Origin of the sequence: Pantoea sp. JKS000250 (assembly GCF_003201065.1) — a bacterium.
In the GTDB taxonomy this organism is placed as follows: domain Bacteria; phylum Pseudomonadota; class Gammaproteobacteria; order Enterobacterales; family Enterobacteriaceae; genus Pantoea; species Pantoea vagans.
Map to the genome: position 1 here is coordinate 2,020,895 of NZ_QICZ01000001.1, position 24,571 is coordinate 2,045,465.

Consider the following 24,571-nt stretch of genomic DNA (forward strand, 5'->3'; position numbering starts at 1 on the left):
TTGGCGTAAGAGGTAATTTCTTAGAGAATGGCAAAATTTGCTGGGTAGTATCGATTGCTGTTTTGCGGATAGGATGGCACCGGCACCGTACACTATCTTACAGATGACAAACAGCGCACTGCTTCATAATCCTGTTTACGACTTCTTTCCGCTTACGACTTCTTTCCGCTTTAGAACTGGAGATCAGTCATAAATAGTAGTTGTCAGAAAAACTGCACTTTGCGGGCTTTTTAGTGCCATTTTCGGATGAAGTCATTTAAGCTATTCAGGTAATTTTTAAGGATAAAAGTCTATGAGAGTGAACGAAAAGGCGCTGCTGGATTCCGGCTTTAACTATGCAGATCTTCAGAAGCTTAAAAACAACATTGCTAACTTTGGCGGCTCTCTGGATTCGGTTATCCATGACCTTGCTAACCGCTTTATTGCTGCAAAGTGGATTACTATCATTGCCTTTGCCATCCTCGTTCTCACGCTAATGCTGGCATCCTCAGATACCAGCATTACGCTCGCAGGCACACTTGCGATTGTATTACCTTTTATATGGTATTTAACGCCAGCAAAACTTGCTTATAAGTCATGGCGCTATCGCAAATTAACAACTAATTCTGAACAGCGTCCTTAACTGACATAAGGTCAAATATGACCTTGGCTGTAACACCATAACCGACTATGTGCATTGTGAGTTTTGCGCGGCTCATGGTATTAACTTTTCGGAAATAATCGGATGGCATGTATCTGAATAAACGCCAGGTTCCAGGGCGCCTGAAGAGGCCAAATACGATATAGGCATTTGCTACCAGAGAGATTGATTTATAGACCGCCAACCCGCTGGCTGGATTAAATCTCATAAATTGAGCGGAAGACATGGCAGCATCAGCCACTAAACCTTCGGTGTTTTTTATACCCATAACGTAGTTTGCAAATTCTTTGCTTATACCGTTAGCACCGTCAATAACCAGCACTGCACCGGCCAGAATACCCATAGGCGTCATAGAACCTATAAGGGTCAGGCCAGTGGCTATTTCGGCCCCAGCCATAACGACATTTACAGCAGAAATCACATACCCAACGATTTTATTGTTTTCCTTCACAAACTCCACTTTGGCATAAAGTTTTGCAGCTTTCATGCGCAGCATTCTGTCCTGCTCCTGAAGGTTTTCCCTTTCTGCCCGCAGATTTCTAATACATACCATGCACTCTTCGTCAGATTTTGCACGTCGTGCAGCGGCAAATTCCTGCTCAATGAGATCTCTGATCTCCTGAACGAATTTCACCTGAGTCATGCCATTTGAAAGATGGGCCGAGGACACATAATTAGCCGTATTAATCAGCTTTCTGGCCTCAAGGTTAATCATTGTTTAAGACCAGTTTTTATTTCTGCGTGAGCGCATCATATCGAGCAATGCTACATCCATTTATATTCTCCCTGAACATTATATCGCCAATAATACCTCAAATATTCAGCTATAAGTCGTCGATTACGACGGAATGAGGCTACATGAGATAGCATATTAAAGGATGAACCATCAGAAAGAATTTACAAATCACATTGGCACTAAATAACGAGACTTCTGCCATGGTTCTCATGCTGACGCAGAGACAATCAACATGAAACCGAAAACAGGGTTATATCAATAAGTAATCACAACTTCCACATAACGCACGGAGGCAGAAAAAGGGTCATTTCATCGCCTGAAAGCGCTTATAGCGGGAAGACGACAAGAGTGGCAATAGCAGAACTGATGCACAGGAAGTGCATAAAAACGGGTTTAACTCAGCGGGGACAAAAGCAGGAGGTGATAATCACAGGTCGATCCCTGACCGCGATTATCGAGGGTTTCCTGCGGGGTGCTTAGTACATGGCACCCGGCGGTACGTGTTTGAACGTCTCAACGTAAGCGCGGAACACGTGTTTAATGATGCGTTTCATGGACTACCTGTTTCAAATTTAGTTGAAGATATACCGAAAAAGTATAGCTGCTGTGCGTTTTAACAGCAAATAAATTTGAACCAGATCACAAAAATGCCGCTTTTGTGTGCAAAAGCCCTAGGCGGTGTAGCCAAGATGTTGCAACAGAATGGTGGAGCCTACAGCGATTAAGACCACGCCACCCAGCACTTCCGCCCACTTGCCGAGTACCGGACCGATAAAGCGCCCGACCAGTACGCCTGTCGTCGCCATTACCGTGGTAGCAGCACCAATGGTCAGCGCGGTGGTGATGATATTCACCTGCAGGAAAGCCAGACCGACACCGACCGCCAGCGCATCCAGGCTGGTCGCGACGGCGGTGGTTGCCAGCACCATAAAACCATGACTTTGCGGCGCTTCGCAGGGTTCTGCAACGGCCGTCTGACGGAAACCTTCCATCATCATACGGCCACCCAGAAACACCAGCAGGCTGAAGGCAACCCAGTGATCCCACGCCATAATGTAACGGCTGGCGGCCAGGCCAAGCGCCCAGCCAATCAGTGGAGTCAGCGCTTCAATAGAGCCAAAGATCAGACCGGTACGCAGCGCTTCTTTAAAACCAGGACGATGCAGCGTGGCACCTTTGCCCAGCGCAGCAGCAAACGCGTCCATCGACATACCCAGTGCAAGAATTAAAGTGGCAATAAAGGTCATGATTTATTCACCTGGGGCGAAAAAGCGGAAATTCACGCTGAATTCACCACACAAAGTGTTCAGTTATGAAAAAGTGGGCGCAGTCTACCACGCAAACTCAAAGATAAAAAGACAGTAAAATCAGGGATTTAAGTATAGCAAAGGCTATAACTCTTATCATTCGCTATGAATGGCGCTAAGTCGATGGTGGCAAAGCATTTTCTCCGGGCTGACCTGACCGGTTCAGGCTGCGGGATGGCGCTTTGCCGCACGCCACCATTGAACCCTGTCGCCGATTACCGGAAAATGCCGGGCTGATAAATATGGGAAACCGGTTATGAATAACCCTTTTGAGACATTGATCGTGCCGGGTGGCATTTTGCTGCTGGGCTTTCTCTCGGCGCTGCTGCTGCCCGCGCCCGCTTTTAGCGTGACGGTGGCGCAGCATCTGTTGCAGATGTTCCATTTGCAGGATCTGAATCAGCTCTACACGGTGGTGTTTTGCGTCTGGTTTTTAGTGCTCGGCGCACTGGAGTTTTTTGTGATTCGCTTTGTCTGGCGTCGCTGGTTCAGGAGCTGACCGCCTGCGCATCGACCAGCGCTTTTAGCCGTTCGGCGCTACGCGCATAACCCTCACGCGGCAGATGTGCCGCACCCAGTATCAGGCCCGCCGCGCGCTGATCGGCCTGCTGATACCAGATCGACAGCGGCGACGGTGCCATGCCCCACTCTGCTGCCTGCTGCGCAATCACCTCATCCGTCGTACCGGCGGGTAAGCGGACAATCACCGCCAGCCCGGCGCGTTGCAGGTCGGGAAAGTAAGGATGGAGCGCCGCGATCATCTGTTCCAGTCGCTCCTGATAGACGCGCTTCATGCGCCGCAAATGCCGCATAAAGTGACCTTCACGCAGAAACTCCGCTACCGCATTGTGCAGCAATCCCGAAGAGGCTGGCGCAAGCAATGCACACACTTCGCCGAACCGGGTCGTCAGCGCCGGCGGAACTACGATAAAACCGAGCCTCAATTGCGGCGTCAGCGTCTTACTGAAGGTGCCGATGTGCAATACCCGCCCTTCGCTGTCGAGCGCAGCCAGTGCCGGTGCCGCGCGATTGCCGGGCTGAAGCTCGCCGAGATAGTCATCTTCGATAATCCAGCGCTGCTCGCGGCTGGCCCAGTTCAGTAATGCATGGCGGCGCGCCAGGCTCATCGTCATGCCAAGCGGCGCCTGCTGTCCTGGCGTGACCAGCGCGAAAGCGGCATCCGGCGCGCGGACCATCCCCGCCTCCATCTGTAACCCTTCAGCATCTACCGGCACGGCTACCGGCGTAACGCGCAGCGCGTCAACCGCGCGACGCGCCACCCAGAATCCGGGATCTTCCAGCCAGGCCGTTTTGCCCTGAAAATCCATCGCCAGGCCAATCAGGCCCATCGCACCCGCATAGCCGCTGGTAATAATGATCTGGTCCGCCTGACAGCGCAGGCCACGCGCCACTGCCAGATAGGCCACCAGCGCCTGGCGCAGCGTTAAGCCGCCGCGTGGATCGGGATAACAGGCCGGTCTGCTGACCTGCATGCGCGCCTGACGCTGCAGAATGCGCAGCCAGACTTTAACCGGAAACGCATCACTGGCCGGAATCCCCATCTGAAAGGTCAGCGGAGGCGCTTCAGCCGCTTCTGTGCCCGCCAGCAGCTGGCGTTCAGCACTGGCGATGGCCGGTTTTAACGGCGGTAGTGCGCTGACGAAGGTGCCCGCCGCGCCTCTGGCCTGCAGAAACTGACCATCGACCAGCATGTCATAGCTGGCGCGAACGGTGCCGCGCGCCACGCCGAGCTGTGCCGCCAGATCGCGACAGGAAGGCAAACGCGCACCGGGCGGCAAGCGTCCTTCAACAATCGCCTGCTCAATCAGCTGGCGTAGCTGTTCGCTGAGGCCACGTGACGTGCCGCGCTGGAGCGTCAGCGTCGAAAGCGGCGATGGACCAGTCAGACTTTCATTTTTTGGCACTTTATCTGCTCCATTGAAAGGCCGAGAATCGCCTCATCAACCCCAGGAGGCAATAAGATGAGCGAACGTATCGATTTTCACAGTGCGGCACCAGCAGGCATGAAAGCGCTGGGCGGCGTGTACAGTTATCTGGCGCAAACCGATCTGCCGCTCACTTTACTGGAACTGCTGTTCCTGCGCATATCGCAGATTAACGGCTGCGCTTACTGCATTGATTTACATACTAAAGCGCTGAATAAATCAGGTATGGGCTGGGATAAGATCGTATTGACCCAGGTCTGGCAAGAATCCGGCACGCTGTTCAGCGATAAAGAGAAAGCGGCCCTGCACTGGGCTGAATGCCTGACGCTGATTGCTCAGCAGGGCGCGCCGGATGCCTGCTATGACACATTAAAAGCGCAGTTTAGCGAGAAAGAGATTGTCGATCTGAACATCGCCATTGGCCTGATGAACACCTATAACCGCATGGCGATAAGTCTGAAAAAGCTGCCTGCCAGTGCGAATCAGTCATAAGTGAATCCGATGCGTGCACCGGCGTGCACGCATTTTCAGACTCACAAAAATGTAACATTATTTTTACACAAGCAGCTATTCAGGCTTTCTTCACCTGATTCCTGTTATTCCTTATTGCATAATAAATCGCTAAATTTCAGCGAATTAAATAATTCCGCACCGTTTGCACCCATTTCTGCGTTGCACCAGCATAGGGCTTTTACGCAACAACTCTTTTCAGTTAACCTACTGACTTCACTCTAAAAAACCGCTAATACGCCACTGCCCGTGATGATTAATTCTTATGCTGAATCATTTCTGCATTTAAAAAATAAACAAATGTTTAATTCAGATGCGAGAATGTTATATTCGGATGACAAAGCATAACGTGCAGTTAACGCGTTATCACCGCTTTAACCCTATACCTGAGACTTAACCTTTGAGAAATAGCGCAACGCGCTCGAAAGAAGCGTGACTATTTCGCCTGCGAAACTGTTGGGCTTCAGGTCAACAGAAGAGGAGATGTCGCCTCATGTGCAATTCAGCTATAAACCTTGCGCTCGCGATGAGTGCCATGGCAAAGGACACCACTACTACCGCGCAGGAGCGCAAAGACGTTGACGTGCTGCTGATTGGCGCAGGTGTGATGAGCGCTACCCTCGGTGCATGGCTGCAGGACTTAGAGCCGGACTGGTCCATCGAAATGGTGGAGCGGCTCGACAGCGTGGCCGAAGAGTCGTCCAACGGCTGGAATAACGCGGGCACCGGTCATGCGGCGCTGGCGGAGCTGAACTATACGCCTCAGCAGGCGGATGGCAGCATCGACATCTCCAAAGCGGTAACGATCAACGAATCGTTCCAGATTTCCCGCCAGTTCTGGGCTTATCAGGTCCAGAAAGGCAATCTGCGCAACCCTGAAAGCTTTATTCACAGCACGCCACACATGAGCTTCGTCTGGGGCGACGACAATGTCGAGTTCCTGCGCAAGCGTTTCAGTGCGCTGCAGAAGAGTACCCTGTTCCGTGGCATGGCCTACTCTGAAGATCCGCAGCAGATCGCCCGCTGGATCCCGCTGGTAATGAATGGCCGTGACCGCAGCCAGAAAGTGGCCGCGACCTGGACAGAGATGGGCACCGATGTGAACTTCGGTGAAATCACCCGTCAGCTGATTGCCGCATTAGAGAAGAAAGCGAATTTCCAGCTGCGTCTGCGCCAGGAAGTGCGTGAGCTGAAGCAGCTCGCTGATGGTCGCTGGCAGGTCACCCTGCAGTGTCTGAACAGCGGCACGCGTCGTACACTGACGGCAGGTAAAATCTTTATCGGTGCGGGCGGCGCGGCGTTACCGCTGTTGCAGAAAGCCGGTATCCCGGAAGCCAACGGCTACGCCGGCTTCCCGGTGGGCGGTTCGTTCCTGGTCACTGAAAATCCGCAGGTCGTCGCGCAGCACATGGCGAAGGTCTACGGTAAAGCCAGCGTCGGTGCACCACCGATGTCAGTGCCGCACGTCGACACCCGCGTGCTGGATGGCAAGCAGGTATTGCTGTTTGGTCCGTTCGCCACCTTCTCAACCAAGTTCCTGAAGCAGGGTTCGCTGATGGATATGTTCACCTCGCTGAACAGCAGCAATATGCTGCCGATGGTGAAAGTGGGGCTGAAAAGTTTTGACCTGGTGAAATACCTGATGGATCAGGTGCTGCAAAGCGATCGCGACCGGATGGACGCCCTGCGCGCCTATGTACCGCAGGCGAAGCAGGAGGACTGGCGTTTAGTCACTGCCGGTCAGCGTGTGCAGATCATCAAGAAAGATGAGAAAGAAGGCGCGGTATTGCGTCTGGGCACCGAAGTGGTTGCCTCACAGGATGGTACGATTTCAGCGCTGCTGGGTGCGTCGCCAGGTGCCTCTACCGCGGCACCGATCATGCTGGAGCTGCTGCACAAGGTCTGTCCTGAGCAGATGGCTTCGCCGGAATGGCAGAACAAAATCCGTGCGGTGATCCCTTCTTGGGGTCGCAAACTGAACGGTGACGTGGCACTGACAGAGAAAGTGTTAGCTGAAACCAGCCGCATTCTGCATCTCGATTACTCGCCGGTCACCCCGATGGCGGCCAACGATGAAGGACGGGAAACCGCATTCGTCGTCGGCAAGTAATTCAGCGCCATTGATAAAGAGGCTCCGCACTGCGGGGCCTTTTTTATTGGCCGGTTGCCTGGTCGTACCGGGTATTCTCTATTAGGGTTAAGGCATCTTTTAGCTGAACGCTCAAGAGGAACCGGCATGTCTTACTCCCCTGCGTTACCGGAATTCACGCTGATCGACCGCTACTGGCGGGCAGCAAATTACCTCTCCGTCGGACAGATTTACCTGATGGATAACCCACTGTTACGCGAACCGCTCAAACCGGAGCACATCAAACCGCGTCTGCTGGGCCACTGGGGCACCACGCCAGGGCTGAATTTTATCTATGCCCATCTCAACCGTGTTATCCGCAAACAGAACCTGAATATGATCTACATCTGCGGGCCCGGACACGGCGGCCCCGGCATGGTGGCAAATACCTGGCTGGAGGGCAGCTACAGCGAAATTTATCCGCACATCTCCCCGGATGCAGCGGGCATGCAGCGCCTGTTTAAGCAGTTCTCGTTTCCGGGCGGCATTCCCAGCCACGCAGCACCGGAAACCCCCGGCTCGATTAATGAAGGCGGTGAGCTGGGCTATTCGCTCTCCCATGCCTTTGGTGCCGCTTTCGATAATCCCGATCTGGTGGTGCCGTGCGTGATTGGCGACGGTGAAGCCGAGACCGGCCCGCTGGCCTCCAGCTGGCACGGCATCAAATTCCTCAATCCTGAACGTGACGGCGCGGTGCTGCCGATTCTGCATCTCAACGGTTATAAGATTGCCAACCCGACATTGCTGGGTCGCAGCAGCGACGACGATCTCCACCAGCTATTCAGCGGCTACGGTTATGAACCGCTGTTTGTCAGCGGGCATGACCCGGAAAAAATGCATCCGCTGATGGCGGAGGCGCTGGATAACGCCTTCAGTAAAATCGCCGCGTATCAGCGTGAAGCCCGCAGCGGCAACGCCAGTGACGATGTGCCGCGCTGGCCGATGATTATTCTGCGCAGTCCCAAAGGCTGGACCGGCCCCAAAACGGTCGACGGTAAGAAAGTGGAGGACTTCTGGCGGGCGCATCAGGTGCCGGTTGCGGCCTGTCGTGAAGATGACGGTCATCGTCAAATCCTTGAGACGTGGATGCGCAGCTATCAGCCCGATGACCTGTTTGATGAACAGGGTCGCTTAAAACCGGAACTGCAGGCGCTGGCACCGGAAGGCGATAAACGCATGGGTGCATCACCCTATGCCAATGGCGGCCTGCTGCGCCGCGAGCTGGATACGCCTGCGCTGGCGGAGTTTGCCTGCAAGGTCAGCGAGCCAGGCACAGAGATGGCGCAGGCCACGGAGCATCTGGGCCGCTATCTCAGCGTGCTGTTCCAGCGCAACCGCGATAATTTCCGCCTGTTTGGCCCGGATGAAACCGCCTCTAACCGCCTGACGCCAGTGTTCGACGTGACCAGCCGCACCTGGCTGGAACGAACCGAGCCGTACGATGAGCAGCTGGCGCGGGATGGCCGGGTGATGGAAATCCTCAGTGAGCATCAGTGTCAGGGCTGGCTGGAAGGTTATCTGCTGACCGGCCGTCACGGGCTGTTCAACTGCTATGAAGCCTTTATCCACATTGTCGATTCGATGTTTAACCAGCATGCCAAGTGGCTGAAAGTGTCGCGTAAGCTGGGCTGGCGTAAGCCGATTTCATCGCTGAACTACCTGCTCTCTTCCCACGTCTGGCGACAGGATCACAACGGCTATAGCCATCAGGATCCGGGCTTTATGGATCACGTTGCCAACAAGAAAGCGGATATCGTGCGCATTTATCTGCCGCCCGATGCCAATACGCTACTGTGGGTTGGCGATCACTGCCTGCGCACCTGGAATCGGATCAATGTGATTGTCGCGGGCAAACAGCCAGCGCCGCAGTGGCTGGATATGGCCAGTGCCGTGACGCATTGCGAAGCGGGAATGGGCGAGTGGCGCTGGGCAGGCACGACGCCGGAGAATGAACAGCCGGATGTGGTGATGGCCTGTGCCGGTGATGTGCCGACCATGGAGACAATGGCGGCGGTGGATCTGCTGCGCGAGATGCTGCCCGAACTGCGCATCCGGGTGGTGAACGTGGTCGATTTACTGGCGCTGCAGCCACAGGATAAGCATCCGCATGGCAAATCTGATGCGGAATTCGACGCCCTGTTTACCCAGGATAAGCCGGTGATTTTTGCCTTCCACGGCTATCCGGCGCTGATACATCGGCTGACCTATGCGCGTACCAATCATCGCAACTTCCATGTGCGTGGCTTCAATGAAGAGGGAACCACCACCACGCCATTTGATATGACGGTGCTGAACGAGCTTGACCGTTATCATCTGGCGCAGGAGGTGATTCTGCGGGTGCCGGGTCTGGCCGACGCCCATCCCGAGCTGCTGGAGGATTTACAGCAGCGTCTGGCGGAACATCACCGCTATGTCCGTGAACATGGCGAAGATTTGCCGGAGGTGCAGAACTGGAAATGGCCGTCGGCCACCGCACCCGGTGCGCCCGATTAAGCGGCCAGCAGCGCGTCGGTCAGCATCCAGACGGTGGTCGCCACCAATGACAGCGCCATCAGGCTGTTAAAAAGCTGACGCTTCCAGGCAATCTGCAGATGGCTGCGCAGGCGATCGCCCAGCGCAGCCCAGATCAGGATGCAGGGCAGATTGAGCAGCATAAAGCCGATCATCACCGTCAGCACGCCGCTGCTGCCGGTGTAGAGCAGCGCGACGTTAGTGGCCATCAGCCAGGCTTTGGGGTTGATCGCCTGGAAGCAGGCACCGCCCACCAGCGTCATCGGCTGTGGTCGGGTTCGCGCTTCCGGTGCACCGGCGCGAAAAATTTTCCAGGATAACCACATCAGATAGGTACAGCCTGCCAGCGTCAGCGGCAGGCGAATCGCCGCCATCCAGTGCAGCAATATTTCCAGCGCCATCCCGGCAATCACCGTCTGTAACGCGCAGCCCACTAAAATGCCAAACACCATCGGCAGGGTCCGTCGCATGCCAAAATTGACGCCGGACGTCGCCAGCAACAGATTGTTCGGGCCTGGCGTAATGGACATCACGGTGACGTAACTGAAGAAAGAGGGATCGAGCATAGTGGCTCTCCTGAAAGTGGACAGAGTTCTATGCTACGGCGGATAAAGAGATGGTAACAGTGACACAAAATTACTATTGTTATGGTTACAGTTACCGTTAACAGCAATTGTACCCATCTACGCCGGAGGCTACTGTGTCCCTTGCTCTCACTTCCGATCAGCCACTCTATCAGCAGCTGGCAGACAGCTTCGCTGAGGCCATCCATCAGGGCACGCTGAAACCCGGTAAACGCCTGCCGGCGATTCGCCGCGTCGCTCAGTCACACCAGGTCAGCGTCAATACGGTGCTGAATGCCTGGCAGCTGCTGGAAGATCGCGGGCTGATTGAGGCGCGTCCGCAGTCGGGCTATTACGTGCGTGGCGTATTGCCCGCCGTCACCCGTCACGGTCAGCATAAAGCCCGGGTACGCGACCCGAGCAGCGGCAAGCTCGACCTGATTGATAAGGTGTTTGCAGCGCAGAACCATCCCGACTACACCAATATCTCGCTGGCCTGCCCGCAGGACAGTGAGCTGTTTCCGGCGGCGCGCATTGCCCGGATTACCGCCTCACTGCTGCGCCGTCATCCCAACATTATCGGGCGCTATGCACTTCCGCCCGGTAGTGAGCGCTTACGGGAGGAGATTGCGCGACGGGCGCTGCACGCCGGGCAAACGCTCACCGCCGATGAGATCACCCTGACCCACGGCTGCATGGAAGCGCTTCAGCTGGCGCTGCGGGCGGTGACGCAGCCCGGCGACTGTGTCGGGCTGGAGTCGCCGACTTACTTCTTCCTCTTCCCGCTGCTGGGGTCGCTGGGCCTGAAGGCGCTGGAAATCCCTACCGATCCGCAACATGGCCTGTCGCTGGATGCGCTGGAGATGCTGCTGCAGGAGCAGCGTATTAAGGCACTGATTGCAATGCCCAGCGTGCAGAACCCGCTGGGCTGCGGCATGTCGCTGGAGAATAAGAAGCGGCTGGCGAAGTTAGTGAATACTTACCACGTTCCGCTGATAGAAGACGGGCTGTATGACGAGTTGCAGTTCGACTGGCCGCTCTCGCCCGCCGTGAAAGCCTTTGATCGCGATGGCTGGGTGATTTACTGCACCAGCTTTACCAAAACCGTGGCACCCGATTTTCGACTTGGCTGGACCGCCGCAGGCCGTTTTCATGACGCAATTGCCCGACTGAAAGCAGTATCGTCGATGGCCGAATCCGCCCTGCTCTCGGAAACGCTGGCGGAGTTTCTTGCGTCCGGCGGTTACGACCATCATCTGCGCACGCTGCGTCGTCGCTACGCGGCCAATCTGGATGAGGCGCGCGGTCTGATCGCACGCTACTTCCCGGTGGGAACCCGCGCGACGCTGCCGCGCGGTGGGTTTGTTTTCTGGGTCGAGTTACCGGGCGGCGTGAATACCACCGAGATGTTTGATCGGCTGCTGCAGGAGCAGATTTGCGTCACGCCTGGCGCGCTCTATTCATTGAGTGAGCGCTACAACCATGCGCTGCGTCTCTCCTGCTGCTATCCGTTTGATGCCCGCTACACCCGGGCGATTCAGCGCGCGGGCGAAATCGCCTGTGAACTGGCAGGCGTGCCGTGCGGCGAAGCTCAGGGTGTACCGTTGCGACCCCAGACGGTATAGCCGCGACGTTCAGTCAGACGCTCGTAATAGGTTCGCACCGCCGGATAGTCGGGATGATCGAGCGGGGTTTCAAACCAGCGGTTTACCGCCAGGCCAATCGGAATGTCTGCCAGGGTAAAATTGCGTCCGGCGACGTAGCGGCCGGTTTTTTCCAGTTGCTGATTGAGAATGCTCATGGTGTGCGCCCAGCCTTTGCTGGCTGCAGCCAGCAGTCGCGGGTCCTGATGGGCCGGTGAGTTTCGCACCAGCGACATAAAGGCGTAGCGCCATGAGGTGTTGAGTTCGGTGGATTGCCAGTCCATCCACTGATCAACAGGCGCACGCGTCTGCGGATGCAGAGGATAAAGCCATTCACCGCCATAGGCGTTCGCCAGATAGCGCAGAATGGCGTTGGATTCCCACATCACAAAGTCATCATCTTTCAGTACTGGCACCATCGCATTCGGGTTGAGTGCCATAAATTCGGGCAGGTGCGTTGAACGGAAGCCGTCGCCCCACTCTTCGCGCTGGTAATCAAGGTCCAGCTCGTCACACAGCCATAATACTTTGCGCACGTTGATTGAGGAGGCGCGTCCCAGGATCGTCAGCATTCACAGTCTCCGGTAAAATCTTTAACTTATTGATAACGCTGTTAGCTGTTATAAGCAATCATCCGGCAGAGAAAAGGCCACACTGAGCCCAGAGCAAGGAGTCACAATGAAGGTCGCGTTTAAGCAAGTCGATGTGTTTACCTCATCAGCCTTTAACGGCAATCCGCTGGCGGTGATCATGGATGCTCAGGGGTTAAGCGACAGCCAGCTGGCGGCGATTGCCCGCTGGACAAACCTGTCGGAAACCACCTTTGTCCTGGCGCCTCAGCATGAAGAGGCGGACTATCGGGTGCGTATTTTTACCGTTGAAGGGGAACTGCCGTTTGCCGGTCATCCGACGCTGGGCACCGCCCATGCGCTGCTGGAGGCGGGATGGCCAACCCGCACGCCAGGTGAAATCGTGCAGGAGTGCGGCGTCGGTAACGTGACGGTGAAGATAGGTGACGCGGGCCTGGCATTTGCCGCGCCGGCTGCCACGCTGATGCCCTGGCAGGATGCGCGGATGAGTAACGCCTTAAACAGCGATGCGTTCGACCTGACGCAAAGCCCGACGGTAGTGGACATGGGGATTCGCTGGCTGCTCATACCGATGATCAGCGCTGAAGCGGTACTGGCGCTGCAGCCCGATGTCAGTGAATTGCAGCGTCTGATTCAGCATGCGGGTGTCTCGGGCATCATGCCCTTTGGCCGCCTGCCCACTGGCGAGCCTGAACAGTATGAAGTGCGCGGTCTGCTGGTGGAGAATGGCAGCCTGACCGAAGATCCGGTGACCGGCAGCGCCAACGCCTGTCTGGCGCGTTACTTTGCCGCGGCGGGGCAAACCACCCCCTATCGCGTTCGCCAGGGCACGGCCCTGCAGCGCGCGGGGCGGGTGAATGTGACCTTTGCCGGTGAGACCATCTGGATTGGCGGCAATACCGTGACCGTCATCGATGGCACCATTACGCTGTGAAAGGCGGCGGCGTCGTGTTTTCCGCGACGCCGCCCGGGGTTAAATTCCCTGCCCGCCGGACGCTTCAATGCGCTGGGCGGTGATCCAGCCGGTTTCGTCACTGAGGATTGCGCTGATAGCGTCGCCGATATCATCCGGCAATCCGACCCGACCCAGTGCCGTCAGCCCGGCAATCTGGTCGTTAATCTCGCGGGTATCACGCACACGTCCTCCGCCAAAGTCAGTCTCTATTGCGCCAGGTGCCAGAATATTGACGCGAATGCGGCGTTCACCCAGCTCTTTCGCCTGATAGCGCGTCAGGACCTCCATCGCCCCTTTCATCGACGCATAGGTCGCGGAGCCAGGATAGACCAGGCGGGTCAGACCGCTGGAGATATTCAGGATGCGACCCCCGTCGTTAATCAGCGGCAGCAGTTTCTGGGTCAGGAAGTAAGGCCCTTTGAAATGCACATTCACCAGTGCATCAAATTCCGCCTCGGTGGTGTCGGTAAACGGCTTGTAGTGTCCATGACCGGCGTTGTTCACTAAATAGTCAAAGCGCTCACGCTGCCACTGCTGTTGCAGTACTTCTTTCACCTCACCGACAAAGCGATCAAACTGCCCGGTTTCGCCGACATCCAGCGCCAGCGCCACGGCGCGCTGTCCCAGCGCTTCAATTTCCTTTACAACCGACTGCGCCTCATCGGCATGGCTGCGGTAAGTCAGAATAATATCTGTCCCTCTGGCAGCCAGTTTTAAGGCCCCATTGCGGCCTAAACCGCGGTTTGCACCGGTAATTAATGCCACTTTCTGATTCATCTCACACACCTGTTGAAAAATTGAACACGATTTAAGGATATTCGCGAATTATTGATCTATAAACAGGGTTAAACGCGTATCACTGTTTCAATAAAAACAACAATCGGTGAACAACATGGACAAAATTCACGCAATGCAGGTGTTTGTACGGGTGGCCGAAATGGGCAGTTTTACCCGCGCGGCAGAGAGTTTAGGTATACCCAAAGGCAGCGTATCGCGACAGATTCAGGCGCTGGAGAATCAAATGGCAACACGTTTGCTGCATCGCACCACGCGCCGGGTGCAACTAACCCAGGATGGCCTGGTCTATTACGACCGCTGCCTGGATCTGTTATCGATGATTGACGATATGGACAGCCTGTTTCAGCACGAGCCCGCTTCGCTCAGCGGTAAACTCCGGGTCGACATGTCAGTGGCGATGGCCACCGGCTTTATCCTGCCAAGGCTGCCGGAATTTCTACAGCACTACCCGGGCGTGGAAATTGAGCTGAGCAGCAGCGACCGACAGGTGGATGTGATCCGGGAAGGATTTGACTGCGTCATCCGGGTCGGTGAGCTGAAGGATTCGGGGCTGATTGCGCGAAAAATTGGTACCCATACCTTGATCAACTGCGCCAGCCCTGGCTACCTTTCGCGGTTCGGCATGCCAATCCGGCTGGAAGAGCTGTCGCAGCATGCGATGGTGCATTACAGCCAGCAGCTCGGTCAGGCCTCACCCGGCTTTGAATATTTTGATGGCAGGCAGTGCCATTACGTTCATACCGGTGGCGTGGTGACGGTGAACAGCACGGAAACCTACCGCGCCGCCTGTCTGGCAGGGCTGGGAATTATTCAGGTGCCCGCCGCCGGGATTCAGACATTACTGGAAAGGGGCGAGCTGGTGGAAGTGCTGCATCGCTTTCCCGCCAGGCCGATGCCGATCCATCTGCTCTATCCGCACCGGCGCAATGTGGCACGCCGCGTAAGGGTATTTATGGAGTGGCTGAGTCAGGTGTTACAGGAGTACGTCACCTGAGCGGCTATACTTTGATTTTAATGATAAACAGGACAGTGAAGGTCTATGACAGACAAGCAGGAAAACCCGCAGGATATGCAGCCAGAAAAGCCGCTTATCGATATTAAAACCGGCAATCACACCGTGGATAAGTCGATTGTTCGCGTGTCGCGCTTCGCCACCTGGTTCCAGTCTATTCCGGCGGTGGCGCATTTTATTCGCGCTCTCGACCGCTTTAATGACCGACTCGGCAGCCAGTTTGGCGCAGCCATTACTTATTTTTCATTTTTATCACTGATCCCCATTCTGATGGTGTCGTTTGCCGCCGTGGGTTTTGTGCTGGCATCGAATCAGGATCTGCTGACCGATATCATCAACAAAATCGTCAGCAGCATCAGTGACCCGACGCTGGCAACCACGCTGAAGAATACGGTGAATACCGCCATTCAGCAGCGCGCCACCGTGGGTATCACCGGTTTGCTGCTGGCGCTCTACTCCGGTCTTAACTGGATGGGTAATCTGCGTGAAGCGATCCGCGCCCAGTCGCGCGACGTGTGGGAACGTAAACCGGATGACAAAGAGAAGATCTGGAAGCGTTATATTCGCGACTTCCTGTCGCTGACGGGTCTGATGCTGGCGCTGGTGATTACGCTGTCGCTGACCTCGGTGGCCGGTTCTGCCCAGGCGACCATTGTGAGTGCGCTGGGGCTGGATGGCATTGAGTGGTTACGGCCTGCCCTGACCATTATCGCCACGTCGATTTCCGTTCTGGCGAACTATCTGTTGTTCCTCTGGATTTTCTGGATCCTGCCGCGTCATAAGCCGCGCAAGAAAGCACTGTTCCGCGGCACCCTGCTGGCGGCAATCGGCTTTGAGGTGATTAAGTTTGTGATGACGCTGACGCTGCCGAAGCTGGCGACCTCACCTTCCGGTGCAGCCTTTGGTTCTGTACTCGGTCTGATGGCGTTCTTCTATTTCTTCGCCCGTCTGACGCTGTTCTGTGCAGCGTGGATCGCGACGGCCAAATATAAAGACGACCCTCAGATGCCGGAAGCGGGCAGCGCATCCCGCCACAAAGCATCGTAATCCGTTAACAACAGCGGAAAATGTCACCCTTCGGCTATTTTTTCACCAGATAACAGGATGAATAGCTGAGGGGTCACTTTTATTTAGCCCTTTCTTAGAGTATCCCGCCAGATATCGTCCGGTTTACCCCGGTATCGCCCGGCATTCGTCACACCACAGAAATTATCCTCTTTTTGCCCTCTGAAGCCAGACGCGGCGCGGGTTTTCATCATTGAATGCGCTCTGGCAGATGCGTAAGATTCTTTGTCTGTATTTACAAATAAGAAACAGTTATGCAAGCCTCCCTCACAGATACACTCGACAAACAGCAGGATCCCACACCGGTTAACTCACGCAGTAAAGTGGTGATTGCCTCGCTGGTCGGCACGGCCATCGAGTTCTTTGACTTCTATATTTATGCCACTGCTGCGGTCATTGTTTTCCCGCACATTTTCTTCCCGCAGGGTGATGCCACGGTCGCGACGCTACAGTCGCTGGCCACTTTTGCTATCGCCTTTATCGCGCGCCCGATTGGCTCTGCGGTGTTTGGTCACTTTGGCGATCGCGTCGGGCGTAAAGCCACGCTGGTTGCCTCGCTGCTGACCATGGGGATCTCTACCGTGGTGATCGGCCTGTTGCCGAGCTATGAAACTATCGGTGTGCTGGCGCCGCTGCTGCTGGCGCTGGCGCGTTTTGGTCAGGGGCTGGGACTGGGCGGTGAATGGGGTGGCGCGGCACTGCTGGCGACGGAAAATGCCCCGGCGAAGAAGCGGGCGCTTTATGGCTCTTTCCCTCAGTTGGGTGCACCAATTGGCTTTTTCTTCGCGAACGGGACTTTCCTGCTGCTCTCCTGGCTGCTGACCGATGAACAGTTTATGCAGTGGGGCTGGCGTGTGCCGTTTATTCTCTCCGCTGTACTGGTGCTGATTGGCCTGTATGTGCGCGTGTCGCTGCATGAGAGTCCGGTGTTTGCCAAAGTGCAGAAAGAGAAGAAGCAGGTTCGCGTGCCGATTGCGGCGCTGCTGGGCAAGCATCTGACCGCCACCATTCTCGGCACCTTTATCATGCTGGCGACCTATACGCTGTTCTATATCATGACCGTCTATTCGATGAGCTACGGCACCACGCCAGCACCAGCGGGTCTGGGCATTCCGCGTAACAGTATGCTGTGGATGCTGATGCTGGCGGTGATTGGTTTTGGTGTGATGGTGCCGATTGCCGGTTTGCTGGCCGACCGTTTTGGTCGTCGCAAGACGATGATTACCATTACGCTGATGATTATCGCGTTTTCGTTCCTGTTCCCGGCAATGCTGGGTTCCGGTTCACAGGCGCTGGTGATGGCGTTTCTGCTGCTGGGTCTGAGCATTATGGGGCTGACGTTTGGCCCGATGGGCGCGCTGCTGCCGGAGCTGTTCCCGACCGAAGTGCGTTATACCGGTGCCTCGTTCTCCTATAATCTCTCCTCGATTCTGGGTGCCTCGGTTGCGCCGTACATCGCGACCTGGCTGAATGCCAGTTATGGTCTGCAGGCAGTGGGGCTGTATCTGGCGTCGATGGCGGTGCTGACGCTGATAGCGTTGCTGGCCTGTAAAGAGACACGTCACCAGACATTGTATGACGTTTAATCCTGTTGGATGAAGGTCAGTGAAACCCGGCAGCCGCCGGGTTTTTTTATGGAGCGGGCTCACAGAGTACAACTGCTCTGAAGGGCTAAAAAAAGCATCGCCTTATGGTCAGGTGACAGGCTCAGGGAGCATACGCCTTTCGCAAAGACGCAAAAGACGCCATCCCTGGCGGGCTCAGCGCGGTCCATCCCTGGCCCGCGATGCTTTGCTACAGGCGTATGCTCCCATCGCTTTAAGTGGATTAGTTGTCTGTTCTAAAAAACTGAATCGCATTTAAATGTATAAAACCTGAGGCAGGGTAATTCTTACAGCAATTAAGAAGTCTGAGGGCATTGGCAACACGGGCAGAAGAGGAAAGCGTCCCGCGCCGTGGACAAAAACGCCGGGAGCGTTTTTGAACAACGCAAAGCGTTGGCCCGTTTACGGGCGCACCTCAGGGATGAGGTGCGTAATCGTGCGGGCCGAGCATACCAGGGATGGCGGGTTTTGCGTCTTTCCGATCTGACCGTGTTCCCTGTGCAGGCACGGTCTTACAGCAGTGCAGGCAATGCAGGCACAGTCCCACCAGTGAACTGCTCAGGCAGTGTTCACAAACAAAAAACCCCGGCGAGCCGGGGTTTATTTTGCTGAAAACTGTGAAAAAAACTATTAGCCCGCGACAGCGATACGCTTCATATCGGTCATGTAGCCACGCAGTTTACGGCCAACAGTTTCAATCGGATGCTGGCGAACGGCTTCGTTAACGTCACGCAGTTGCGCGTTGTCGACCTGTGTGCCTTCAACAGCTTTACCCAGATCGCCTGGCTGCAGCGTGGTCATGAACTCTTTCAGCAGCGGCACTGCAGCGAAGGAGAACAGGTAGTTACCATATTCGGCGGTATCAGAAATAACTACGTTCATTTCATACAGACGCTTACGTGCGATGGTGTTCGCAATCAGCGGCAGCTCATGCAGTGATTCGTAGTAAGCAGACTCTTCGATGATGCCGGCATCGACCATGGTTTCAAACGCCAGCTCAACGCCCGCTTTAACCATTGCAACCATCACTACGCCTTTGTCGTAGTACTCCTGCTCTTCGATTTTGCCTTCATACTGTGAGGCAGTTTCGAATGCGGTCTGGCCGGTCTCTTCACGCCAGGTCAGCAGGTTTTTATCATCGTTAGCCCAGTCAGCCATCATGCCGGAAGAGAATTCGCCGGAGATGATGTCATCCATGTGCTTCTGGAACAGCGGCGCCATGATGGTTTTCAGCTGCTCTGACAGCGCATAAGCGCGCAGTTTCGCCGGGTTAGAGAGACGATCCATCATCAGGGTGATGCCACCAAACTTCAGTGACTCGGTAATGGTTTCCCAGCCGAACTGAATCAGTTTTTCTGCGTAAGCCGGGTCCGTACCTTCAGCCACCAGCTTGTCGAAGCAGAGCAGTGAACCCGCCTGCAGCATGCCACACAGAATGGTCTGCTCACCCATCAGGTCAGATTTCACTTCTGCAACGAAGGAGGACTCCAGAACGCCAGCACGATCGCCGCCGGTCGCTGCTGCCCAGGCTTTAGCAATCGCCATGCCTTCGCCTTTTGGATCGTTTTCCGGGTGAACCGCGATCAGCGTCGGAACACCAAAGCCGCGTTTGTACTCTTCGCGGACTTCTGTACCCGGGCACTTCGGTGCCACCATGACTACGGTGATGTCTTTACGGATGCTTTCGCCCACTTCAACGATGTTGAAACCGTGCGAGTAACCCAGCGCAGCGCCATCTTTCATCAGCGGCTGAACAGCCTGAACCACTGCAGAGTGCTGCTTGTCTGGCGTCAGGTTAACCACCAGGTCCGCCTGCGGGATCAGATCTTCGTAAGTACCCACTTTGAAACCGTTATCGGTCGCTTTGCGCCATGAAGGGCGTTTCTCAGCAATCGCTTCGGCACGCAGTGCATAGGCGACATCCAGACCTGAATCACGCATGTTCAGACCCTGGTTCAGGCCCTGCGCGCCACAGCCAACGATAACGACTTTTTTGCCTTTCAGGAAACTGGCACCATCCGCGAATTCATCACGCGCCATGAAACGACATTTGCCTAATTGCGCCAGCTGGTTGCGCAGGTTCAATGTGTTGAAATAGTTAGCCATGGGTACTCCGATAAGGTTGTGTTTGCTTTTTTTGTTCAGGAACGGCGTGTCATGCAACGCCGCGAATGACCCCATCATATGACAGGAATTCTGTTGCTTAAATTGATATATTAACAACGTCACATTGCAATAAATGCAACACTAAACAGAGGCGACGCGCGCATGGATTTACGGGATCTGAAACTGTTTCTTCATCTGGCAGAAAGCTGCCACTTCGGGCGCACGGCGCGTGCGATGCACGTCAGCCCTTCCACACTGTCACGCCAGATCCAGCGGCTTGAAGACGATGTCGGCCATGCGCTCTTTCTGCGTGATAACCGCACCGTGACGTTAACGGAAGCGGGCGAACGCCTGCGCCAGTTTGCCCAGCAGACGCTGTTGCAGTATCAGCAACTGCGCCATGTGATGGATCTTAACGGCCCGTCACTCAGCGGCGAACTGCGACTGTTCTGTTCTGTGACGGCGGCCTACAGTCATCTGCCGCCGATTCTCGATCGCTTTCGCGCGGAACATCCGCAGGTCGAAATCAAACTGGATACTGGCGATGCTGCGGATGCGGTAGAAAAAGTGCACTCCGGCGATGCCGATCTGGCGATTGCCGGACGGCCTGAAACCCTGCCCGCCAGCATTGATTTTATGCCACTGGGGCTGATCCCGCTGGTGCTGATTGCGCCCGCACTGCCCTGTGCCGTCCGCACCCAGGCCACCCAGCCGCAGCCCGACTGGTCAAAAATTCCGTTTATCCTGCCGGTGCAGGGACCGGCACGGCGGCGTATCGATCTCTGGTTTCGCCGCCAGCGCATCCCGAATCCGGTGATTTACGCCACGGTATCGGGCCATGAAGCGATTGTCTCGATGGTGGCGCTGGGTTGCGGTATTGCACTGTTGCCGGATGTGGTGCTGGAGAACAGTCCGGATCCGGTGCGGAACCGCGTGCTGTTGCTGGAGAATATTGACTCGGTTGCGCCGTTCGAACTCGGCATCTGCGTGCAAAAAAAGCGGCTCGGAGAGCCGCTGATTAGTGCTTTCTGGAGCCAGCTGTAATCAGTGGCCTGACAGGAAGAAGCGGAACGCCGGGTTCTGGCTTTCGTCATGAAAGTCGTAACCCAGGTCGGTGAGATGCTCCTCGAAACGTGGCTCATCGCTGCCGACTTCAAAAGCCGCCAGTACACGACCGTAGTCGGTGCCATGGCTGCGGTAGTGAAACAGCGAGATATTCCAGTGGGTGCCCAGCGTTTGCAGGAACTTCAGCAACGCGCCAGGTGCCTCCGGGAATTCAAAGCTGAAGAGCCGTTCACGCAGCGGCTTGGAAGGGCGTCCGCCCACCATGTAACGCACATGCAGTTTTGCCATCTCATCATCTGACAGATCGACCACCTGATAACCACCGCGGGTGAGTTCACTGATGATCTCGCTGCGCTCTTCCACGCCACGCGTCAGACGTACACCAACAAAGATGCAGGCTTTGTCCGCGTCCGCGTAGCGGTAGTTGAACTCGGTGATTGAACGTCCGCCCAGCGTCTGGCAGAAACGCAGGAAGCTGCCCTGCTGTTCCGGGATGGTGACGGCCAGCAGCGCTTCACGCTGTTCACCCAGCTCGCAACGCTCGGAGACGTAACGCAGACCGTGGAAGTTGACGTTGGCCCCGGACAAGACGTGCGCCAGCCGCTCGCCTTTGATCTCGTGCTGCTGGATATACTTCTTCATGCCCGCCAGCGCCAGCGCGCCAGACGGCTCCGCCACGGCACGAACATCTTCGAACAGGTCTTTCATCGCAGCGCAAATCGCATCGCTGTCGACAGTGATGATGTCATCGATGTAGGCCTGACAGAGCCGGAAGGTTTCGCTGCCAATCCGTTTGACCGCAACGCCTTCGGCAAACAGCCCGACGCGTGGCAGATCGACCGGATGACCGGCCTCCAGCGCCGCTTTCAGGCAGGCTGAATCTTCTGACTCCACCGCAATCACTTTGATCTGCGGCATCAGCTGCTTGATCAGCACCGCAACGCCCGCAGCCAGACCGCCGCCACCTACCGGCACAAAGACCCGGTCGAGGTGCGCATCCTGCTGCAGCAGCTCCATCGCCAGCGTGCCCTGTCCGGCAATCACAGCCGGATGGTCAAACGGCGGCACGAAGGTGTAGCCGCGCTGTTCAGCGAGCTCTATCGCTTTGGCTTTCGCCTCGTCAAAATTGGCCCCAAACAGAAAAGCCTCACCGCCAAATGCGCGCACCGCATCAACCTTGATGTCTGCAGTCGCCAGCGGCATCACAATCAGCGACTTGATGCCCAGCTTCGTCGCGGAGAGCGCCACGCCCTGCGCATGATTACCGGCTGATGCTGTCACCACGCCGCGCGCTTTCTGCTCTTCGTTCAGGCCGGCAATCATCGCGTAGGCACCGCGCAGCTTGAAACTGTGTACCGGCTGGCGATCCTCCCGCTTCACCAGAATGGTGTTGCCAAGACGCGATGAAATTTTTTCCATAACCTGCAGCGGCGTAACCTGTGCCACTTCATACACCGGTGAACGCAGCACTGCGCGCAGATACTCCGCGCCGCATGGCGCGTCGGGTAGCGGTTGAGACTCGGCCATGGTTAGCCTCCCAGCTTGCTCTTATCGCGGACGGCACCTTTGTCAGCACTGGTCGCGAGTAATGCGTAAGCACGCAGCGCAAAGGAGACTTCACGCTGACGATTGACCGGCGTATACGCCGCATCGCCACGCGCCTGCTGCTCTTCACGGCGGGCGTGCAGTTCGTTATCCGGCACAGCGAGTTTGATGCCGCGGTTAGGGATATCGATTTCAATGGTGTCGCCATCTTTGACCAGCGCAATGGTGCCGCCGTTGGCTGCTTCAGGCGAAGCGTGACCGATAGAGAGGCCTGATGTACCACCGGAGAAACGACCATCGGTAATCAGTGCGCAGCTTTTGCCCAGGCCCATCGATTTCAGATAGGTGGTCGGATAGAGCATTTCCTGCATGCCCGGCCCGCCTTTTGGTCCTTCATAGCGGATGACGACCACGTCGCCTGCGACTACTTTGCCGCCCAGAATCGCTTCTACCGCGTCATCCTGGCTTTCATAGACTTTGGCCGGACCGGTGAAGGTCAGGATCTCTTTGTCTACGCCCGCGGTTTTAACGATACAGCCATCTTCGGCAATGTTGCCGTAGAGCACGGCCAGACCGCCATCCTGAGAGTAAGCGTTTTCGCGGGTGCGGATACAGCCTTCGGCACGGTCATCATCCAGCGTGTCCCAGCGGCAGTTCTGCGAGAATGCCTGGGTAGTACGGATGCCCGCCGGGCCCGCGCGGAACATATCTTTTACCGCCTGATCTTTGGTCAGCATAATGTCGTACTGATCCAGCGTTTCACGCATCGTCTGCTGCAGGATGTTGCGCGCGCTGCTGTCGAACAGACCTGCGCGATCCAGCTCGCCCAGAATCGCGAAAACGCCACCTGCGCGATGCACGTCTTCCATGTGGTATTTCGGGGTACTTGGTGCGACTTTACAAAGCTGAGGCACTTTACGTGACAGGCGATCGATGTCGGAGATGTTGAAGTCGATGTCGCCTTCCTGTGCCGCCGCCAGCAGGTGCAGCACAGTGTTGGTGGAGCCGCCCATGGCGATATCCAGCATCATAGCGTTCTCGAAAGCGGCCTTGTTCGCGATGTTACGCGGCAGCATGTTGACGTCATCCTGCTCATAGTAGCGCTTAGTCAGGCTGACGATGCGCTTACCGGCATTAATGAACAGCTCTTTGCGATCGGCGTGAGTGGCCAGCAGTGAACCATTACCAGGCTGCGACAGGCCGAGTGCTTCGGTCAGGCAGTTCATCGAGTTGGCGGTGAACATACCGGAACAGGAGCCGCAGGTCGGACAGGCAGAGCGTTCGATCTGATCGCTGTCGGCATCGCTGACGTTCGGGTTGGCACCCTGAATCATCGCATCAACCAGGTCCAGCTTGATGATCTGGTCAGAAAGCTTAGTTTTACCCGCTTCCATCGGGCCGCCTGAAACGAAAATCACCGGAATATTGAGGCGCAGAGACGCCATCAGCATACCTGGGGTGATTTTGTCGCAGTTAGAAATACAGACCATGGCGTCGGCGCAGTGCGCGTTAACCATGTACTCGACCGAGTCAGCAATCAGCTCACGCGAAGGCAGTGAATACAGCATGCCGCCATGACCCATGGCAATACCGTCATCCACCGCGATGGTGTTGAACTCTTTAGCCACACCGCCCGCCGCTTCAATCTGCTCAGCGACGAGTTTACCCAGGTCGCGGAGGTGAACGTGGCCCGGAACAAATTGGGTGAATGAGTTAACCACAGCGATAATCGGCTTGCCGAAATCGTCGTCGGTCATTCCTGTCGCGCGCCATAAGGCACGGGCACCCGCCATATTGCGGCCGTGGGTGGTAGTGGCGGAACGGTACTTAGGCATGCTCTATTTACT

At 56.0% G+C, this 24,571-nt stretch carries 21 protein-coding genes; 11 read left to right on the forward strand and 10 right to left on the reverse strand.

From position 1 onward, the window contains the following. Nucleotides 1–292 precede the first annotated feature (292 nt). Nucleotides 293–622 carry a hypothetical protein gene (locus tag BY447_RS09710; protein WP_107319138.1) on the forward strand — a complete coding sequence of 110 codons (330 nt, stop codon included), beginning with the start codon at nucleotides 293–295 and terminating at the stop codon, nucleotides 620–622. Here the strand turns inward: BY447_RS09710 and BY447_RS09715 are convergent. The 3 genes from BY447_RS09715 to mntP form a co-directional block, all read right to left on the reverse strand. Then, a complete protein-coding gene (locus tag BY447_RS09715) occupies nucleotides 600–1,355 on the reverse strand; it encodes a DUF4225 domain-containing protein (protein WP_323859485.1) in 756 nt (251 codons plus the stop codon). The genes BY447_RS09710 and BY447_RS09715 overlap by 23 nt on opposite strands. Nucleotides 1,356–1,852: 497 nt before the next feature. After that, nucleotides 1,853–1,930: a stress response protein AzuC gene (gene azuC, locus BY447_RS23640; protein WP_123809971.1), complete on the reverse strand. Its 78-nt coding sequence runs from the start codon at nucleotides 1,928–1,930 to the stop codon at nucleotides 1,853–1,855. A 117-nt stretch (nucleotides 1,931–2,047) separates the two neighbouring features. Then, nucleotides 2,048–2,623 (reverse strand): manganese efflux pump MntP, encoded by a 576-nt coding sequence (gene mntP / locus BY447_RS09720; RefSeq protein ID WP_110331042.1) that lies wholly within the window; start codon nucleotides 2,621–2,623, stop codon nucleotides 2,048–2,050. Nucleotides 2,624–2,939: 316 nt separating this feature from the next. On the opposite strand from mntP, the gene BY447_RS09725 reads away from it, so the two are divergent. Next, nucleotides 2,940–3,182, forward strand: a complete 243-nt coding sequence (locus BY447_RS09725; RefSeq protein ID WP_013359425.1) for a DUF1158 domain-containing protein — start codon at nucleotides 2,940–2,942, stop codon at nucleotides 3,180–3,182. Here the strand turns inward: BY447_RS09725 and BY447_RS09730 are convergent. Beyond that, nucleotides 3,172–4,608: a PLP-dependent aminotransferase family protein gene (locus tag BY447_RS09730; protein WP_110331043.1), complete on the reverse strand. Its 1,437-nt coding sequence runs from the start codon at nucleotides 4,606–4,608 to the stop codon at nucleotides 3,172–3,174. The genes BY447_RS09725 and BY447_RS09730 overlap by 11 nt on opposite strands. Before the next feature lie 57 nt (nucleotides 4,609–4,665). On the opposite strand from BY447_RS09730, the gene BY447_RS09735 reads away from it, so the two are divergent. The 3 genes from BY447_RS09735 (at nucleotide 4,666) to BY447_RS09745 (ending at nucleotide 9,760) form a co-directional block, all read left to right on the forward strand. Continuing rightward, nucleotides 4,666–5,121 carry a carboxymuconolactone decarboxylase family protein gene (locus BY447_RS09735; protein ID WP_110331044.1) on the forward strand — a complete coding sequence of 152 codons (456 nt, stop codon included), beginning with the start codon at nucleotides 4,666–4,668 and terminating at the stop codon, nucleotides 5,119–5,121. 511 nt (nucleotides 5,122–5,632) lie between these two features. Next, a complete protein-coding gene (gene mqo, locus BY447_RS09740; protein ID WP_107319143.1) occupies nucleotides 5,633–7,249 on the forward strand; it encodes a malate dehydrogenase (quinone) in 1,617 nt (538 codons plus the stop codon). Nucleotides 7,250–7,375: 126 nt separating this feature from the next. Beyond that, nucleotides 7,376–9,760 (forward strand): phosphoketolase, encoded by a 2,385-nt coding sequence (locus BY447_RS09745; protein WP_107319144.1) that lies wholly within the window; start codon nucleotides 7,376–7,378, stop codon nucleotides 9,758–9,760. Here the strand turns inward: BY447_RS09745 and BY447_RS09750 are convergent. Next, a complete protein-coding gene (locus tag BY447_RS09750) occupies nucleotides 9,757–10,344 on the reverse strand; it encodes a LysE family translocator (RefSeq protein WP_033784262.1) in 588 nt (195 codons plus the stop codon). The genes BY447_RS09745 and BY447_RS09750 overlap by 4 nt on opposite strands. A gap of 134 nt (nucleotides 10,345–10,478) precedes the next feature. Here BY447_RS09750 and BY447_RS09755 point away from each other — a divergent pair, with 134 nt between their 5' ends. Next, nucleotides 10,479–11,966 (forward strand): PLP-dependent aminotransferase family protein, encoded by a 1,488-nt coding sequence (locus BY447_RS09755; protein WP_110331045.1) that lies wholly within the window; start codon nucleotides 10,479–10,481, stop codon nucleotides 11,964–11,966. Here the strand turns inward: BY447_RS09755 and BY447_RS09760 are convergent. After that, nucleotides 11,933–12,556 carry a glutathione S-transferase family protein gene (locus BY447_RS09760; protein ID WP_033734411.1) on the reverse strand — a complete coding sequence of 208 codons (624 nt, stop codon included), beginning with the start codon at nucleotides 12,554–12,556 and terminating at the stop codon, nucleotides 11,933–11,935. The two genes, BY447_RS09755 and BY447_RS09760, sit on opposite strands and share 34 nt — an antisense overlap. 106 nt (nucleotides 12,557–12,662) lie before the next feature. On the opposite strand from BY447_RS09760, the gene BY447_RS09765 reads away from it, so the two are divergent. Further along, nucleotides 12,663–13,508: a PhzF family phenazine biosynthesis protein gene (locus BY447_RS09765; RefSeq protein ID WP_110331046.1), complete on the forward strand. Its 846-nt coding sequence runs from the start codon at nucleotides 12,663–12,665 to the stop codon at nucleotides 13,506–13,508. A 39-nt stretch (nucleotides 13,509–13,547) separates the two neighbouring features. On the opposite strand, the gene BY447_RS09770 is transcribed toward BY447_RS09765, so the two are convergent. Then, nucleotides 13,548–14,306, reverse strand: coding sequence for an SDR family NAD(P)-dependent oxidoreductase (locus tag BY447_RS09770; RefSeq protein WP_033734413.1), 759 nt, complete (start codon nucleotides 14,304–14,306; stop codon nucleotides 13,548–13,550). 115 nt (nucleotides 14,307–14,421) lie between these two features. On the opposite strand from BY447_RS09770, the gene BY447_RS09775 reads away from it, so the two are divergent. From BY447_RS09775 to BY447_RS09785, 3 genes are all read left to right on the forward strand, one after another. Continuing rightward, the gene (locus tag BY447_RS09775) at nucleotides 14,422–15,321 is read left to right on the forward strand and encodes a LysR family transcriptional regulator (protein ID WP_013359435.1); all 900 of its coding nucleotides are present in this window, start codon (nucleotides 14,422–14,424) and stop codon (nucleotides 15,319–15,321) included. A 45-nt stretch (nucleotides 15,322–15,366) separates the two neighbouring features. Further along, on the forward strand, nucleotides 15,367–16,386 hold the full coding sequence (gene yhjD, locus BY447_RS09780; protein WP_110331047.1) for an inner membrane protein YhjD: 1,020 nt from the start codon (nucleotides 15,367–15,369) through the stop codon (nucleotides 16,384–16,386). 272 nt (nucleotides 16,387–16,658) lie between these two features. Beyond that, entirely contained in the window at nucleotides 16,659–17,990 is a 1,332-nt protein-coding gene (locus tag BY447_RS09785) for an MFS transporter (protein ID WP_110331048.1), read from the forward strand. 648 nt (nucleotides 17,991–18,638) lie between these two features. Here the strand turns inward: BY447_RS09785 and ilvC are convergent. Beyond that, nucleotides 18,639–20,114 (reverse strand): ketol-acid reductoisomerase, encoded by a 1,476-nt coding sequence (ilvC, locus tag BY447_RS09795; RefSeq protein ID WP_033784686.1) that lies wholly within the window; start codon nucleotides 20,112–20,114, stop codon nucleotides 18,639–18,641. Between the two features lie 162 nt (nucleotides 20,115–20,276). On the opposite strand from ilvC, the gene ilvY reads away from it, so the two are divergent. Beyond that, on the forward strand, nucleotides 20,277–21,158 hold the full coding sequence (gene ilvY / locus BY447_RS09800) for an HTH-type transcriptional activator IlvY (RefSeq protein WP_033734419.1): 882 nt from the start codon (nucleotides 20,277–20,279) through the stop codon (nucleotides 21,156–21,158). On the opposite strand, the gene ilvA is transcribed toward ilvY, so the two are convergent. Together ilvA and ilvD are read right to left on the reverse strand one after the other, a co-directional pair. After that, nucleotides 21,159–22,706, reverse strand: coding sequence for a threonine ammonia-lyase, biosynthetic (ilvA, locus tag BY447_RS09805; RefSeq protein WP_110331050.1), 1,548 nt, complete (start codon nucleotides 22,704–22,706; stop codon nucleotides 21,159–21,161). A 2-nt stretch (nucleotides 22,707–22,708) separates the two neighbouring features. Then, nucleotides 22,709–24,559 (reverse strand): dihydroxy-acid dehydratase, encoded by a 1,851-nt coding sequence (ilvD, locus tag BY447_RS09810; RefSeq protein ID WP_095706524.1) that lies wholly within the window; start codon nucleotides 24,557–24,559, stop codon nucleotides 22,709–22,711. Nucleotides 24,560–24,571: the final 12 nt, after the last annotated feature.

Bases quoted from the DNA above. Each gene is read 5' to 3' on its own strand.
- BY447_RS09715 (WP_323859485.1), bottom strand. From the start codon at position 1,355: ATGATTAACCTTGAGGCCAGAAAGCTGATTAATACGGCTAATTATGTG.
- BY447_RS09765 (WP_110331046.1), top strand. From the start codon at position 12,663: ATGAAGGTCGCGTTTAAGCAAGTCGATGTGTTTACCTCATCAGCCTTT.
- BY447_RS09785 (WP_110331048.1), top strand. From the start codon at position 16,659: ATGCAAGCCTCCCTCACAGATACACTCGACAAACAGCAGGATCCCACA.
- ilvA (WP_110331050.1), bottom strand. From the start codon at position 22,706: ATGGCCGAGTCTCAACCGCTACCCGACGCGCCATGCGGCGCGGAGTAT.
- yhjD (WP_110331047.1), top strand. From the start codon at position 15,367: ATGACAGACAAGCAGGAAAACCCGCAGGATATGCAGCCAGAAAAGCCG.
- ilvD (WP_095706524.1), bottom strand. From the start codon at position 24,559: ATGCCTAAGTACCGTTCCGCCACTACCACCCACGGCCGCAATATGGCG.
- ilvY (WP_033734419.1), top strand. From the start codon at position 20,277: ATGGATTTACGGGATCTGAAACTGTTTCTTCATCTGGCAGAAAGCTGC.
- BY447_RS09775 (WP_013359435.1), top strand. From the start codon at position 14,422: ATGGACAAAATTCACGCAATGCAGGTGTTTGTACGGGTGGCCGAAATG.
- azuC (WP_123809971.1), bottom strand. From the start codon at position 1,930: ATGAAACGCATCATTAAACACGTGTTCCGCGCTTACGTTGAGACGTTC.
- BY447_RS09760 (WP_033734411.1), bottom strand. From the start codon at position 12,556: ATGCTGACGATCCTGGGACGCGCCTCCTCAATCAACGTGCGCAAAGTA.
- BY447_RS09725 (WP_013359425.1), top strand. From the start codon at position 2,940: ATGAATAACCCTTTTGAGACATTGATCGTGCCGGGTGGCATTTTGCTG.
- mntP (WP_110331042.1), bottom strand. From the start codon at position 2,623: ATGACCTTTATTGCCACTTTAATTCTTGCACTGGGTATGTCGATGGAC.
- ilvC (WP_033784686.1), bottom strand. From the start codon at position 20,114: ATGGCTAACTATTTCAACACATTGAACCTGCGCAACCAGCTGGCGCAA.
- BY447_RS09745 (WP_107319144.1), top strand. From the start codon at position 7,376: ATGTCTTACTCCCCTGCGTTACCGGAATTCACGCTGATCGACCGCTAC.
- BY447_RS09735 (WP_110331044.1), top strand. From the start codon at position 4,666: ATGAGCGAACGTATCGATTTTCACAGTGCGGCACCAGCAGGCATGAAA.
- BY447_RS09770 (WP_033734413.1), bottom strand. From the start codon at position 14,306: ATGAATCAGAAAGTGGCATTAATTACCGGTGCAAACCGCGGTTTAGGC.
- BY447_RS09710 (WP_107319138.1), top strand. From the start codon at position 293: ATGAGAGTGAACGAAAAGGCGCTGCTGGATTCCGGCTTTAACTATGCA.
- mqo (WP_107319143.1), top strand. From the start codon at position 5,633: ATGTGCAATTCAGCTATAAACCTTGCGCTCGCGATGAGTGCCATGGCA.
- BY447_RS09750 (WP_033784262.1), bottom strand. From the start codon at position 10,344: ATGCTCGATCCCTCTTTCTTCAGTTACGTCACCGTGATGTCCATTACG.